Annotated in this window: 14 protein-coding genes and 2 pseudogenes; 5 read left to right on the forward strand and 11 right to left on the reverse strand. The window is 71.5% G+C overall.

Annotated elements, in window-relative coordinates; genetic code table 11:
• Positions 1-38 precede the first annotated feature (38 nt).
• Positions 39-616 (forward strand): annotated as a pseudogene (locus tag ABZ396_RS13550) (3-keto-5-aminohexanoate cleavage protein); the annotation flags it as partial.
• 70 nt (positions 617-686) lie between these two features.
• Here the strand turns inward: ABZ396_RS13550 and soxR are convergent.
• Entirely contained in the window at positions 687-1145 is a 459-nt protein-coding gene (gene soxR / locus ABZ396_RS13555) for a redox-sensitive transcriptional activator SoxR (RefSeq protein ID WP_358915452.1), read from the reverse strand.
• Positions 1146-1267: 122 nt separating this feature from the next.
• Here soxR and ABZ396_RS13560 point away from each other — a divergent pair, with 122 nt between their 5' ends.
• Complete coding sequence (locus ABZ396_RS13560; protein ID WP_358915454.1) at positions 1268-1729, forward strand: MaoC family dehydratase; 462 nt, start codon at positions 1268-1270, stop codon at positions 1727-1729.
• A 19-nt stretch (positions 1730-1748) separates the two neighbouring features.
• Here ABZ396_RS13560 and ABZ396_RS13565 read toward each other — a convergent pair whose 3' ends face one another.
• Positions 1749-2372 (reverse strand): TetR/AcrR family transcriptional regulator, encoded by a 624-nt coding sequence (locus ABZ396_RS13565; protein WP_358915456.1) that lies wholly within the window; start codon positions 2370-2372, stop codon positions 1749-1751.
• 91 nt (positions 2373-2463) lie between these two features.
• Entirely contained in the window at positions 2464-2751 is a 288-nt protein-coding gene (locus ABZ396_RS13570; RefSeq protein WP_358915458.1) for a YiaA/YiaB family inner membrane protein, read from the reverse strand.
• Between the two features lie 151 nt (positions 2752-2902).
• On the opposite strand from ABZ396_RS13570, the gene ABZ396_RS13575 reads away from it, so the two are divergent.
• Positions 2903-3571 (forward strand): peptidase E, encoded by a 669-nt coding sequence (locus ABZ396_RS13575; RefSeq protein ID WP_358915460.1) that lies wholly within the window; start codon positions 2903-2905, stop codon positions 3569-3571.
• Between the two features lie 13 nt (positions 3572-3584).
• Here the strand turns inward: ABZ396_RS13575 and ABZ396_RS13580 are convergent.
• Positions 3585-3818, reverse strand: a pseudogene (locus tag ABZ396_RS13580) (transposase); the annotation flags it as partial.
• Between the two features lie 127 nt (positions 3819-3945).
• Entirely contained in the window at positions 3946-5097 is a 1152-nt protein-coding gene (locus tag ABZ396_RS13585; protein ID WP_358915585.1) for an acyl-CoA dehydrogenase family protein, read from the reverse strand.
• 66 nt (positions 5098-5163) lie between these two features.
• Here ABZ396_RS13585 and ABZ396_RS13590 point away from each other — a divergent pair, with 66 nt between their 5' ends.
• Together ABZ396_RS13590 and ABZ396_RS13595 are read left to right on the forward strand one after the other, a co-directional pair.
• Complete coding sequence (locus ABZ396_RS13590; RefSeq protein WP_358915462.1) at positions 5164-5877, forward strand: TetR/AcrR family transcriptional regulator; 714 nt, start codon at positions 5164-5166, stop codon at positions 5875-5877.
• A 1-nt stretch (position 5878) separates the two neighbouring features.
• Complete coding sequence (locus tag ABZ396_RS13595) at positions 5879-6820, forward strand: DMT family transporter (RefSeq protein ID WP_358915464.1); 942 nt, start codon at positions 5879-5881, stop codon at positions 6818-6820.
• A gap of 3 nt (positions 6821-6823) precedes the next feature.
• On the opposite strand, the gene ABZ396_RS13600 is transcribed toward ABZ396_RS13595, so the two are convergent.
• The 6 genes from ABZ396_RS13600 to ABZ396_RS13625 all read right to left on the reverse strand — a co-directional run bounded on the left by ABZ396_RS13600 (position 6824) and on the right by ABZ396_RS13625 (position 12720).
• A complete protein-coding gene (locus ABZ396_RS13600; protein WP_358915466.1) occupies positions 6824-7912 on the reverse strand; it encodes a Zn-dependent alcohol dehydrogenase in 1089 nt (362 codons plus the stop codon).
• A gap of 13 nt (positions 7913-7925) precedes the next feature.
• Positions 7926-9314, reverse strand: a complete 1389-nt coding sequence (locus ABZ396_RS13605) for an aldehyde dehydrogenase family protein (RefSeq protein ID WP_358915468.1) — start codon at positions 9312-9314, stop codon at positions 7926-7928.
• 90 nt (positions 9315-9404) lie between these two features.
• Entirely contained in the window at positions 9405-9857 is a 453-nt protein-coding gene (locus ABZ396_RS13610) for a DUF3574 domain-containing protein (RefSeq protein WP_358915470.1), read from the reverse strand.
• A 148-nt stretch (positions 9858-10005) separates the two neighbouring features.
• Entirely contained in the window at positions 10006-10653 is a 648-nt protein-coding gene (locus tag ABZ396_RS13615) for a class F sortase (protein WP_358915472.1), read from the reverse strand.
• Complete coding sequence (locus ABZ396_RS13620; RefSeq protein ID WP_358915474.1) at positions 10640-11374, reverse strand: hypothetical protein; 735 nt, start codon at positions 11372-11374, stop codon at positions 10640-10642. Before ABZ396_RS13620 ends, ABZ396_RS13615 begins: the two co-directional genes overlap by 14 nt.
• A gap of 101 nt (positions 11375-11475) precedes the next feature.
• Complete coding sequence (locus tag ABZ396_RS13625) at positions 11476-12720, reverse strand: MFS transporter (protein ID WP_358915476.1); 1245 nt, start codon at positions 12718-12720, stop codon at positions 11476-11478.
• Positions 12721-12734: the final 14 nt, after the last annotated feature.

The following is a 12734-nucleotide window of genomic DNA, read 5'->3' on the forward strand; positions in this document are numbered from 1 at the left end:
TGGGGGTGCGCCGGGGACGCCGCACCCCCCAACTGCCGCTGCGACCGGGCCTCGTCAGTGGTGGCCGGCACCATCGGGGTAGGGCACGGCGGCCGCAGGCATGTCTCAACGGACGCCGTGCGGGCGCGGACTGCGCGGGCGTACCGTCGGCGTCGGCGGCGCCGGCCCGGTCGGCGGCCGAGGCGGTCGCGGCGGGGGCCACGGAGATCCATCTCCACCCCAGAACACCGTGCGGGCGGGAGAGCCTGTCCGCTCGGGTGGTCGGCCCGACGCTGGAGATGATCGGGGCGCGGGCGCGGGCGCGGGTGCCGGTCGGTGCGGGTGCCGGCCGGGGTCAACACGGGCGCCTGGGCGGAACCGGTCCGTCGCGACGCCGGGAGCGCGTCCGGTCCTGGTCGGTACGGCCCGACTTGCCTCGGTCAACTGGCACGAGCCGGGCGCGGCGGAACTCGCCGGGGCGTTGTCGGCCATGGGGATCGACATGGAGGCGGGCACCTGTCCGGTGTCGCGGATGGCGGCGCGGCTGGGGCCGGCGACCCGGATCGGCCTTGAGGACACGCTGCTGCTGCCCGGCGGCGAGCGGGCCCTGTCCAACGCCCAGTTGGTGGCCGAAGGGCGGGCCAGTACGGTGGTTCTCTCCCCCGACCGGCAGGCCGCGGTCGTACGAGCGCTCTCGCCGGCGGGGCTCAGGGGCCCTCCGGCAGCAGACGTGAACCCGCCTGGCGCCGGCCGAAGGCGTCGTCCGGGTTGGACAGCACACAGGTGTCCAGTGACAGACAGCCACAGCCGATGCAGTCGGTGAGGTGATCGCGCAGCCGGTTGAGGTGCTTGATGCGTTCGTCCAGTTCCGCGCGCCACGCCTCCGAGAGACGGGCCCAGTCCTCCCGGGTCGGGGTGCGTTCCTCGGGGAGTTCGGAGAGGGCCTCGCGGATGGTGGCCAGAGGGATGCCGACCCGTTGTGCCGCCCGTACGAAGGCCACGCGGCGCAGTGCGTCACGGGTGTAGCGGCGCTGGTTGCCGGTGGTCCGCCGACTGCTGATGAGACCCTTGGCCTCGTAGAAGTGCAGTGCGGAGACGGCGGCGCCGCTGCGCGCCGACAACTGGCCGACGCTCAGCTCGTGAATCTTCTCGGGAATCTGCGGCACCCCGCAGAGACTACCCAACCGCCCAGGTCGCGGTCCGTTGACAGCGGACCCCCACCGGACCATGCTAAGCAGTTGCTTAGACAATGCGTGTGTGATCCCGTGAGTGCGAGAGGGCCGGCGATATGGCAGAACCGAGGATCTTCACCTCCCCCGACGAGCTGAAGGCGGCCGTGGGCGAGCAGCTGGGCCACACCGACTGGGCGGAGGTCGACCAGAAGCGGATCGATCTGTTCGCGGAGGCGACGGGCGACCACCAGTGGATCCACGTCGACCCGGAGAAGGCGGCCGCGGGCCCGTTCGGGACGACCATCGCGCACGGCTATCTGACCCTGTCGCTGCTGCCGCTCTTCGGCCCCCAGCTGATCAAGGTCGAGGGCGTGAAGATGGGCGTGAACTACGGCACCAACAAGGTCCGTTTCCCCGCCCCCGTCCCGGTCGGTTCCCGGCTGCGCGCCACCGCCACGATCACCGGCGTGGAGGACGTCACGGGCGGCGTCCAGGTGACCGTCGCCTTCACCGTGGAACGCGAGGGCGGCGACAAGCCGGTCTGCGTGGCGGAGTCGGTGTCCCGGTACTACCTGTAGCGCTACCCGGCCTGCAGGACTACCTGGCCCCCACCATCCGGAGCACGAGGTCGGCGTAGAGCGCGCCGACCTGCTCGGGTGTGCGGGGGCCGTTCACGTTGAACCAGCGGGCGACGTCGATACAGAGGGAGAGCACCGCGAGGGTGGTGCCGTGGATGTCGATGACGTCGAACTCCCCGGACTCGACGCCCTCCTGGATGATCCCGCGCACCTCGGCGTCGACCTGGCGGCGCAGCGCGACGATCTCGGCGCGGGCATCGGGACCGAGGGCGTCCAGTTCGTACTGCACGACCCGGGCGGTGGTGCGCCGCCCGGCGTGCCAGCGGACGAAGGAGCTGACGCCGTCCGCGAGCCGCTCGGCGGCGGTGCCTTCGCGCCGGGCGGCCGTCCGGAGGACCTCCAGGGCCTTGTCGTGACCGATGCGGCTGATCCGGTGGAGCAGCTCTTCCTTGGTCTTGTAGTGGATGTAGAGCGCGGCGGGGCTCATACCGGCGCGGCCCGCGATGTCGCGGGTGGTGGTGGCGTGATAGCCGCGCTCGGCGAAGGCCTCCACGGCGGCGACCAGCAGGCGCCGGGCCGCGTCAGGGGTGACCTCTTCCCACGGCTCGACCTCGCCGCCGGTCGTCTCCTCCACCGTACTCATCGCTAGCTCGCCCCTCTCGGTACCGGAGCTCCACCATACCGCCGAAGCTGAGCGAGCGCTTAGCGTGCCCGCTCAGAGCTTGTCACGCGGCTCAGAGCTTCTCGAAGGGGTCGTGGTCGGCGAGCAGCTTCTCCAGCCTGGCCTGGTCGACGCGGCTGACGATCTGCCCGGCCTCCTGGCGGTCGCGGATGACCTTGGCGAGCGTGAAGGCCGAGGTGACGAGGTAGAGGACGGCAATACCCAGGAAGCCGCGCACCCAGGCGTCCGCGTGGAGCTGGAAGATGCCGATGACGGTGGCCGTCATGGCGATGGCGAAGGAGGCGACGGCCTGACCGTAGAAGGCGGCCGTGTTCTGGTTTCTGACCGGTGTGTCACTCATGGGTCGAGCATCGCCGGATGTGGGCCGCGCCACATCCGCCGACGTACTCACGACGTACTCAGTACTTGTTCCTGATGCAGCCATGTAATGACGGCATTGGTGGGTTCTGGGGTTCGTTGCGCGCGCCCGTTAACCGTGCTTGGCTCGCCCGATGAACCTTCTGTTGACGGCGAGCGGCCTGCGCAACGAGACGCTGCGGGATGCACTGCGGGACATGCTGGGAAAGCCGTTCGGATCTGCGAACGTCGTGTTCGTTCCCACGGCGTCGGTCGCCGAGCCCGGGGACCACGGGTGGGTCGTCGAGGACATGAACCGGCTGCACGGCCTCGGCTGGCGGGAGTTCGATGTCCTGGAGCTGAACGGCCTGCCCCGGCAGATGGTGCTCGACCGGCTGCTCCACGCCGACGTCATCTATGTCGAGGGCGGCAGCCACTACCACCTCGCGCGCAGCATCACCGGCAACGACCTGGCCGGCGGCTTCCTGGAGGCGTTGGAGAGCCGGGTCTATGTGGGGGTGAGCGCTGGATCTATGATCTTCAGCCGGAATCTCACCGAGCACTCCGCCGACGTCATCGGGGACACTCCGGACCTGAACGTGCTCGGCGCGACGACCGTGGAGCCGCCTTTCGGCCTCTTCGACTGGTATCTCAAGCCCCACCTGTACTCGCCGGATTTCCCCGAGCGGGACGACGCCTGGGCCGACCTTATCGCCGCGCGGGCGGATTTCCCGATCTACTTCATCGACGACGAGACGGCCATTCGCGTCCGGGACGACAAAGTGGATGTCATTTCCGAAGGTCAGTGGCGGTTCCATCCGTGACTCAACGCGTGGTGGCGGCCCAGAGTCGCGCGAACCCGTAGATCGGTCGCCAGGGAGGGTAGTCGGCGGGCATGGAGCGCCACTTGATGCCGTTGTCGACGAGACAGCGGATGCCGTCGACGATCTCCCGTCGGGGGTGGGCCTCGGGGTGTCCTCCGGTCGGTTTCTGGCAGGCCGGGACGGGAAGCAGCGGTTCGATGGCCCATTCGGCGTCGGTCATGTCGGAGGGGTAGCGGGGCTTGCGCATGAGGAGGCGGGGCCCGGTCCGGGTGGGGAGTGCTGCGGACGCGCGGGCCGGGGCCTTCGGGCCAGCGATGGGAGGCGAACCGGTAGCTGAGGACCGTGCTCAGCGACAGCCCAGGTCATCGGCTCGCTCAGAACGCCGAAACGCCCGTCAGCGCGCGCCCGATGAGCAGTTTCTGGATCTGGCTGGTGCCCTCGTAGAGGGTCATCACCCGGGCGTCACGCAGGAGTTTGCCGGCCGGGTACTCGTCGATGTAGCCGTAACCGCCGAAGACCTGGAGGGCGTTGTTGGCGGCGCGCACGGCTGCCTCGGAGGCGAAGAGCTTGGCCTTGGAGGACTCGGTGGCGAATGGCAGGCCGCGGTCGATCAGATCGGCGACCCGCCAGGTCAGCAGCCGGGCCGCGTCCACGTCGACGGCGATGTCACTGATGAGCTCCTGGACCAGCTGGTGACCGGCGATCGGCGTGCCGAACTGCTCGCGCTCCCCCGCGTACCGCACGGCCGCGTCGAGCGCGGCCTGGGCTATGCCGACACAGCCGGCGGCGACCGACATCCGCCCCTTGGCCAGCGCCGACATGGCGACCGAGAAGCCCTTGCCCTCGGGCCCGAGCACCGCGGAGGCGGGGATACGGACGTCCTCCAGGACGAGCTCCGCGGTGGCCTGGCCGCGCAGGCCGAGCTTGCCGTGGACGGCGCGGCGGCTGAGGCCGGGGGTGTCGGCCGGGACGAGGAAGGCGGAGACGCCCTTGTGGCCCGGGGCGTCGGTGGAGCGGGCGAAGAGCAGGACCACGTCGGCCCAGGTGCCGTTCGTGATGAACATCTTGGAGCCGTTGACGACGTAGTCGTCGCCGTCGCGAACGGCGCGGGTGGTGAGGTTGCCCGCGTCGGAGCCGGTGCCGGGTTCGGTGAGGCCGAAGCAGCCGACGTACGCGCCGGAGGTCAGCCCCGGCAGCCAGCGCCGTTTCTGTTCCTCGCTTCCCCAGGCGGCGAGGGTCTTGGCGACGAGGCCCAGGGAGACCGACACGATTCCGCGCACGGAGGAGTCGCCACGGCCGAGTTCCTCGGTGACGAGGCAGTACGACAGGTGGTCGCCGCCCGAGCCGCCGTACTCCTCGTCGACGGTCAGGCCGAGGAAGCCGACCTCGCCGAGCTTCTTCACGATCCCCCGGTCCACCTCCTCGGCACGGTCCCAGGCGATCACGTGCGGGGTGATCTCACGATCGACGAAGTCCCGGGCGAGCTGCCGTACGGCGGTCTGCTCCTCGCTGAGTCCCAGGTTCACCATGCGATCACCCCACATTTAAATTAGCACTGCTAGTTTCTTTGGTGCAGCCCTACTATGTGCGTCATGGCCCGACCGCGCAAGCCCCTCCTCAGCACCGACCGGATCGTCCGGGCGGCACGGGAACTCGTGGACGCGGAGGGTCTGGCGGCCGTCTCCACCCGCCGGCTCGCGGCCGAGCTGGGGGTGAGCGGACCCTCGCTCTACAACCACTTCCGCACCAAGGACGAGATCCTGGAGGCGGTCGCGGACTCGGTGAGCGCGCAGGTCGACCTGTCGATGTTCGAGGGCGGCGACGGCCGGGAGTGGCGGGCCGCGCTGCACGACTGGGCGGTGTCGTACCGGGCCGCGCTCCGCGACCACCCGAACATCGTCCCGGTTCTGGCCCGGGGCCCCGGCCGCCGCCCCGCCGGACTGCGGCTCGCGGACGCGGTCTACGGCGCGATGGTGGACGCGGGGTGGCCGCCGGCGCAGGCGACGTCGATCGGGGCGCTGATGCGGTACTTCATCATGGGGTCGGCGCTGGGGTCGTTCGCCGGGGGGTTCGTGGACGACGCGAGCGCGTACGATCCGGCCGACTATCCGCATCTCGGGCAGGCGCATCTGCTGGCGGAACAGCAGGAGAAGATCGACGAGCGGGCGTTCGAGACGGGGTTGCGGGCGTTGCTGGACGGGTTGGCCCAGCAGTTCGCGCGCGTGAAGGAGACCCAGCTCCCACCCACCGGCACCCCGTCCGAAATTCGCGAGCCCCCACCCGCCTCTTCTCCCTACCCTCGGTGACATGACCGATCGCGCCGCCCCCGCAACCCGCCCGCTCCCCGCCCTCGCCGCCGTCGTCGCGGTCGTGCTCTGGGCCTCCGCCTTCGTGGCCATCCGCAGTGCGGGTGACTCCTACTCCCCCGGTGCCCTCGCCCTCGGCCGGCTGTTCTCCGGGTCTCTCGCGCTCGGCCTGTTCTGTCTGGTGCGGCGCGAAGGGCTGCCGCCCCGGTCCGCCTGGCGCGGTATCGGGATATCCGGCGTGTTGTGGTTCGGCTTCTACATGGTCGCCCTGAACTGGGGCGAGCAGCAGGTGGACGCGGGGACGGCCGCCCTGGTGGTGAACGTCGGTCCCTTGCTGATCGCCCTGCTGGGGGCCCGGCTGCTCGGCGATCCCATGCCGCCCCGGCTGCTCGCGGGGATGGCGGTGTCGTTCGCGGGTGCCGTCACCGTGGGACTGTCGATGGCCGGCGGGGGCGGCTCCTCGGTGCTGGGCGTGGTGCTGTGTCTGCTCGCGGCGGTCGCCTACGCGGCCGGTGTCGTCTCCCAGAAGCCCGCCCTGGCCCGGGCGAGCGCGCTCCAGGTGACCACGTACGGGTGTCTCGTCGGCACCGTGGCCTGTCTTCCGTTCGCCGGGCAGTTGGTGCGCCAGGCCGCCGACGCGCCGCTGTCCGCCACGCTCGACATGGTGTATCTCGGCATCTTCCCGACCGCGCTCGCCTTCACTACCTGGGCGTACGCCCTCGCCCGGACCACCGCCAGCCGGATGGGCGCGACGACGTACGCCGTGCCGGCGCTGGTCGTGCTGATGTCCTGGCTGGCCCTCGGCGAGGTGCCGGGACCGGTCACCCTGGTGGGCGGGGCGCTGTGCCTGGCCGGTGTGGCGGTGTCCCGGTCCCGCGCGCGGACGAGGGCTCCCCGTACCGTTCCGGTGGCTGGGGAGCCGCGCTCCGAACAGGTGCCGTGACGGTCAGAAGACGACCAGTGCCCGGCCGCCCTTGCCCGCCAGCATGTTCTCGAACGCCGCGGGGATGCCCTCCAGGGCGATCCGTTCCGTCACCAGCGCGCTCAGGTCCAGGCGACCCGCCCGGACGTGTTCGGCGAGCACCGGCAGGTCGCGGGCCGGGTCCGAGTTGCCGTAGACGCAGCCGGAGAGGGTGCGGCCCCAGTGGAAGAGCTCCAGGGCGTTGAAGGTGACCTGCTCCGTCCTGCCGCCGATGCCGACCACCGTCGTACGACCGCCCCGGCGGGTGGACTCCCAGGCGGCGCGGATGCTGACCGCGCGGCCGGCGCACTCCAGGGAGACGTCGACGCCCTGTTTGCCGGTGAGGGCGCGGATCTCGCGGGGCGTGGTGTCGGAGGCGACCACATAGTCGGTGGCTCCGGCGGCCCGGGCCAGCTTCTCCTTCTCATCCGAGACGTCCACCGCGATGATCCGGGACGCGCCCGCGATCCGGGCCGCCTGCACCGTGGCCAGGCCCACCCCGCCGACGCCGAACACCGCGACGGTCTCGCCCTCGCGGACGCGCGCCGAGTTGTGGACGGCGCCGTAGCCCGTGAGCACCGCGCAGCCGAGCAGCGCCGCGTCGGTGAGCGGGATGCCGGCGGGGAGCGGCAGGACGCAGGACTCGGCGACCACCGTCTCCTCGGCGAACGCGGCGACGTTCAGGCCGGGGTGCAGGTCGGTGCCGTCCGCCGTACGGGCGTAGACATCGGCGGAGCCGGCCAGCGCGTTGGCGCACAGCCAGACCTCGCCGAGCGCACAGGCATGACAACGTCCGCAGGAGGGCGCCCAGTTGAGGACGACCGGGTCGCCGGGTGACAGCCGGGTGACCTCCTCCCCCACGGCGACCACGGTGCCCGCGCCCTCGTGGCCGAGGACCGCCGGGACCGGCACCCGCATGGTGCCGTCGGACAGGGAGAGGTCGGAGTGACAGACACCGGCGGCGGCGAGACGGACCCGGACCTGGCCCGGGCCGGGATCCGGGAGGTCTATCTCGGTGACCGCGAGCGGGGCGCCCACGGCGGGCAGTACGGCGGCTCGGACCTTGTCAGGCATGAAAGCAACCTCCTCAGAACTGAAGGGACTTGGTCTGGAGGTACTCGGCGAGGCCGTGCGCGCCGAGTTCGCGGCCGACACCCGACTGCTTGTAACCGCCGAAGGGCGCAAGGGGGTTGAAGCGGCCGCCGTTGATGTCGACCTGCCCGGTCTCCATACGCCGGGCGAAGGCCACCGCCTCCGCCTCGTCCCCGGCCCAGACGGCCCCCGCCAGCCCGTAGACCGTGCCGTTGGCGATACGGAGCGCGTCCTCCTCGTCCACATAGCGCAGGATCGACAGCACCGGGCCGAAGATCTCCTCCTGCGCGAGGGTCATCTCGGGGGTGACGTCGGCGAACACCGTCGGGCTGACGAAATAGCCTTGCTCGCGCGGGGATTCGGGACCGCCCGCGACCAGCCGGGCGCCCTCCGCGATGCCCTTCTCGATGTAACCGCGCACCCGCGCCTGCTGCTTGGCGCTGACGACCGGCCCGATCCGTTCCCCGTACTTGGCGGCAGCGGCGGCCGCCAGCTCCACCGCCTCCGGGTACTGGTCGGTGTGCACCAGCATCCGCGTCCAGGCGCTGCACGTCTGGCCGGAGTTGGACATCACGTTGGCCACCCCGACGTTGACGGCCTTGGCGAGGTCGGCGCTCGATAGGATGACGTTCGCGGACTTGCCGCCCAGCTCGAGGGCCACCTTCTTCACGGCGGCGCCGGCCGTCGCGCCGATCTGCCTGCCGACGGCCGTGGAGCCGGTGAAGGAGACCAGGTCGACACCAGGGTGCTCGGCGAGGGCCTGCCCGGCGGCCGGACCGAGGCCGGTGACCAGGTTGAACACACCGGCCGGGAAGCCCGCCTCGGCCACCGCTTCCGCGAACAGCTGGGCGGTGAGCGGAGTGTCCTCGGCGGGTTTGAGTACGACCGTGCAGCCGGCGGCGAGCGCCGGGGCGGCCTTGGCGACGATCTGGTGCAGGGGGTAGTTCCAGGGCGTGATCGCGGCGACCACGCCGACCGGTTCCTGGTGGACGGTCGAGTTGCCGACCTTCTCCTCGAAGAGATGGGTCGCGGCCAGCTCGGCGTACGAGCCCGCGACCGCGATCGGCAGCCCCGCGTGCACGGTCTGCGAGAACTTCAGCGGCGAGCCCAGCTCCGCGGTGACCGTCTCGGCGATCTCGTCCTTGCGGGCCGCCAGGACATCGCGCAGCGCGCCGAGCCGGGCGGCCCGCTCGGCGGGCGGGGTTGCGGCCCACGCCGGGAGGGCGGCACGGGCGGCACGCACCGCGGCGTCGACGTCCAGTGCGCCACCCGCCGGGACCCGGCCGATGACGCGCTCGTCGACCGGGTTCACGACCTCGATCACGTCCTGGCTCTCGGCGGCGCGCCAGGCACCGTCGATGTACAGGCCGTCGTGTGCCTTCATACTGCTTCCTCCCGGCGGGGCTGCGTCTCCGGCCTCACAAACTAGCGGCGATAGTTTTTCGGCGCCAGAGACACCGGAGTCGCAAGGCCGTCAGAAGTCGACCTGGGCCCGTTCGTCCACCCGCCCCACACTCTCCTGCGCGAAGGCCTTCTCATACGCCCGCCGGATCTCCTCGATCTTCCGGTCGCTGCCCTTCGCCGCCGACTCCGGATACAGCAGGATCAGCTCGTACGACCGCTCCTTCTCGATCCTGCCGTGCGTGTCCCGCCACTGCCCGCGCCCGTTCTGGACGGTGAGTCCGTCGGGGAAGTCGGGCGTGACCTCCTTGTCGACGAAGGCCGTGAACTGCCGGTCGGTGACGGCGGCGCCACCGTCCGGCCGGGCGGTACCGAAGAACAGCCGGGTCTCGACACAGGGCTTTCCGCGCGTCGGCGCGGCCGCGGGCCGGTCGTCGGCCAAGGCCGTGTACGCGTTCGGGGTGCCGGCGAGCAGGACTCCGGCCAGAGCGAGGGCCGACCGGTTACGGAGGGAATAAGTGTGCATGCCCCCTTCCTAGGGGGTTTGCCCCTTCCAAGTCCCTGATTCCCACCGGGTTTCACTCATCCAGGTCGGGCGGCCGCGCCGGGCACGGGCAGAATCGCACAGGACGGCGGGCCGGGAACCGGTGCGGACGACTGCCCGCACCGTCCGGTCATTCCGTCGCGGTCAGGTGGGCGAAGACCACCACGTTGCTGGTGTAGCCCGTCCTCCGGCTGAAGAGCCCACCGCAGGTGATCACGCGGAGCTCGGGACGCCGGGTCGGGCCGTACACCTCCTTGTCGGGGAAACCGGCCTTGTCATAGACCTTCACCCGGTCCACGGTGTAGACGGCGGTACGGCCGTCCGCGCGCCTGGCCTCGATCCGTTTGCCGGGCTTCACCTGGGCGAGCGCCGCGAAGACGGCGGGTCCCGTTCTGGTGTCACGGTGGCCTACGGCGACCGCGAGGCCGGCCTCGCCCGGCGTGGCGCCGCCCTCGTACCAGCCGATCAGCTTCGGGTTGTCGACCGGCGGCGTCCCCAACTGCCGGCCCCGGTCGAGCCGGACGCCGATGACCGGCGCGTCGACACCCACGGACCGGATGCGCAACGACGTCGGCCGGGACCGGGACAGCGGACGGGGTGGGGGCACGGGCCGGGCCGCGGGACGGGCCCCACCGGACCCGCCCGGGCCGGCGTCCGGCCCGTCGTACCCCCCGCACCGGACCACTGTCACCAGGACGATCGCCAGCAGGGCCGTCCTGGCGAGGCGGTAGGCGCGGGTCCGGTACCAGGGCCTGCGTCTGCGCCTACGCGGCGCCATGGGGCCGACGGCGGATCAGCCGGACGTACACCACGCCGCTGGCCGCGACCAGACCCACGGCCGCGGCCGCGGCCACCGGCGAGAACGCGGCCGCCCTGTCGACGAGGCCGCCGCCACCCGCGTGCACACCGCCCTTCGGGCCACTGTGGTCGTCACCCTGCCCCCAGCCAGTGTCACTGCGCTGATTGTCCTCGATCTGCCCGTTCGTGACGTTCTGCCCGTTCGGACCGTTCTGCTCGTTCTGCCCGTTCGGGCCGTTCGGTCCGTTCGGGCCGTTCTGGCCGTGCGCCCCGTCCTGCTTGCCGTCGTGGCAGTTGAGCCGGAAGACCTTCTCCTTCAACGCGCCGGCCACGGTCCACGTGATCTTGTACTGCCCATCCGCCAGACCCAGCGGGTCGGTGTGACCGGCGCCTCCGGCGAGCTGGATGGTGCCGGCGACGGTGGCGGCGGTGGGCAGCGGCGGCTGCGGCGTGATGGTGTAGGCGATGGCGGGCAAGACGTCGAAGTTGACGGCGTCGAGGTAGAACCTGCAGACCACCGGGTCGTCCTTCGAGACGCCGAAGGGTACGCCCACATGGTGGAGCCTGATGTCGCCGTTCTCCCCTAGGGCCACCGCGTTCGGCGCCGCCACCCACGACGCGCCCGCCGCGGCGAGGGCGCTGAGGACGACGGTGGCACCCGCACGGGAACCGGCGGAGCGTGGAAGTGTGAGGGTGGGCATGCAGGCTCCTCCAAGTTAGACGATTTTCATACAAATCGGCCTTTCGACTGGACTGTCACTCATGCACTCCACGGCCCATGGCATCAACGCCCGACGCGCCGTCAGATATCGCTCGTGCGGCGCAACGCCGAACCCTTGCGCCGCGTCCGCGGCGCCTGACCGGCCCCGTCCGACCGCCCCACAGCCGCCGGCGAACGCACCGCCACCCCCGCCGACACCAGCAACAACGCCCCCAGCATCACGAACGGCGCGGCCACCCCCGCGACCCCCGCCACCAGACCCGCCGCGGCCGGCGCCGCCACCTGCCCCAGCCGGTTGCCGGTCAGCCGCAGGGCGAGCGCCGTGGACCGGGCGCCGTCGGGCGCTGCCTGGACGACCGTCGTCATCGACAGGGGCTGCCCCACCCCGAGACAGAACCCGAGCGCGGCGAGCATCAGCCCGAGCCCCCACACCGGTACCGGCAGCGCGATCCCCGCGCAGAGCACGGCCGCCAGGAAGCACGTCACCGTCAACAGCACCGGCCGGCCGAGCAGTCGTAGCAACGGCGTGAGGACCAGTCGGCACGCGATGGTCGCCCCCGCCCGCACACTGAGCAGCACGCCGATCACCGCCGGTGCGATGCCCCGGTGCTCGCCGACCACCGGAAGGTACGCGGTGAGGATGTCGGTCGTGGAGAGGACCGACAGGCTGATCAGCATGCCCGCCGGTACGCCCCGGGCGCGCAGGATGCCACCGACCGGGACGCGGCCACCCTGTCCGGGGCGGGACGTCACCGCCGTACTGTCCTCGATGCGCCACAGCGAGGTGAACGCGATCGCCGCGCCCGCGCCCGCCACCACGAGGGCGAGCGCGCTGCTGCCCGCCATGTCGGGGCCGCCGATCAGCGCACCCGCCGCGATCGGCCCGATCAGCTGGCCCAGCGACGCACCGATGGTGAAGTGACCGAAGTTGCGGTCCTGTTCGTGCGGGGCCGACTGCCGGGCCACCAGCGACTGGGCGCCGATCACGAAACAGAGGTGGCCGAGGCCCATCACCCCGCTCCACAGGGCCATTGCCCAGAGGGAGTTCGCGAGACCGCTGAGCGCACAGCCGCCGGCTATCAGCACCACACCGATCGGCAGCAGGGGCGCACAGCGGCCGTGGTCGGTACGGCGGCCCAGCGGTACGGCGGCGAAGAGGGGCAACAGCGCGTAGACGCCCGCGATGACGCCCACCGCCCGTTCGTCCGCTCCCAGCGCGAGGGCCCGGTAGGAGACGGCGGGCCGGGCCATCGACACCGCGCCCTGCGCGAAGCCGAAGGCGATGACGAGACGGAGCAGCCAGCCGCGGTTCCTGCCGGGCGCCATGGTGAAGTCCTCCG

The organism is Streptomyces sp. NPDC005866 (assembly GCF_040629895.1).
Taxonomy (GTDB): Bacteria; Actinomycetota; Actinomycetes; order Streptomycetales; family Streptomycetaceae; genus Streptomyces.

Bases quoted from the DNA above. Each gene is read 5' to 3' on its own strand.
- ABZ396_RS13590 (WP_358915462.1), top strand. From the start codon at position 5,164: ATGGCCCGACCGCGCAAGCCCCTCCTCAGCACCGACCGGATCGTCCGG.
- ABZ396_RS13625 (WP_358915476.1), bottom strand. From the start codon at position 12,720: ATGGCGCCCGGCAGGAACCGCGGCTGGCTGCTCCGTCTCGTCATCGCC.
- ABZ396_RS13605 (WP_358915468.1), bottom strand. From the start codon at position 9,314: ATGAAGGCACACGACGGCCTGTACATCGACGGTGCCTGGCGCGCCGCC.
- ABZ396_RS13575 (WP_358915460.1), top strand. From the start codon at position 2,903: ATGAACCTTCTGTTGACGGCGAGCGGCCTGCGCAACGAGACGCTGCGG.
- ABZ396_RS13560 (WP_358915454.1), top strand. From the start codon at position 1,268: ATGGCAGAACCGAGGATCTTCACCTCCCCCGACGAGCTGAAGGCGGCC.
- ABZ396_RS13610 (WP_358915470.1), bottom strand. From the start codon at position 9,857: ATGCACACTTATTCCCTCCGTAACCGGTCGGCCCTCGCTCTGGCCGGA.
- ABZ396_RS13565 (WP_358915456.1), bottom strand. From the start codon at position 2,372: ATGAGTACGGTGGAGGAGACGACCGGCGGCGAGGTCGAGCCGTGGGAA.
- ABZ396_RS13620 (WP_358915474.1), bottom strand. From the start codon at position 11,374: ATGCCCACCCTCACACTTCCACGCTCCGCCGGTTCCCGTGCGGGTGCC.
- ABZ396_RS13595 (WP_358915464.1), top strand. From the start codon at position 5,879: ATGACCGATCGCGCCGCCCCCGCAACCCGCCCGCTCCCCGCCCTCGCC.
- ABZ396_RS13615 (WP_358915472.1), bottom strand. From the start codon at position 10,653: ATGGCGCCGCGTAGGCGCAGACGCAGGCCCTGGTACCGGACCCGCGCC.
- ABZ396_RS13570 (WP_358915458.1), bottom strand. From the start codon at position 2,751: ATGAGTGACACACCGGTCAGAAACCAGAACACGGCCGCCTTCTACGGT.
- ABZ396_RS13600 (WP_358915466.1), bottom strand. From the start codon at position 7,912: ATGCCTGACAAGGTCCGAGCCGCCGTACTGCCCGCCGTGGGCGCCCCG.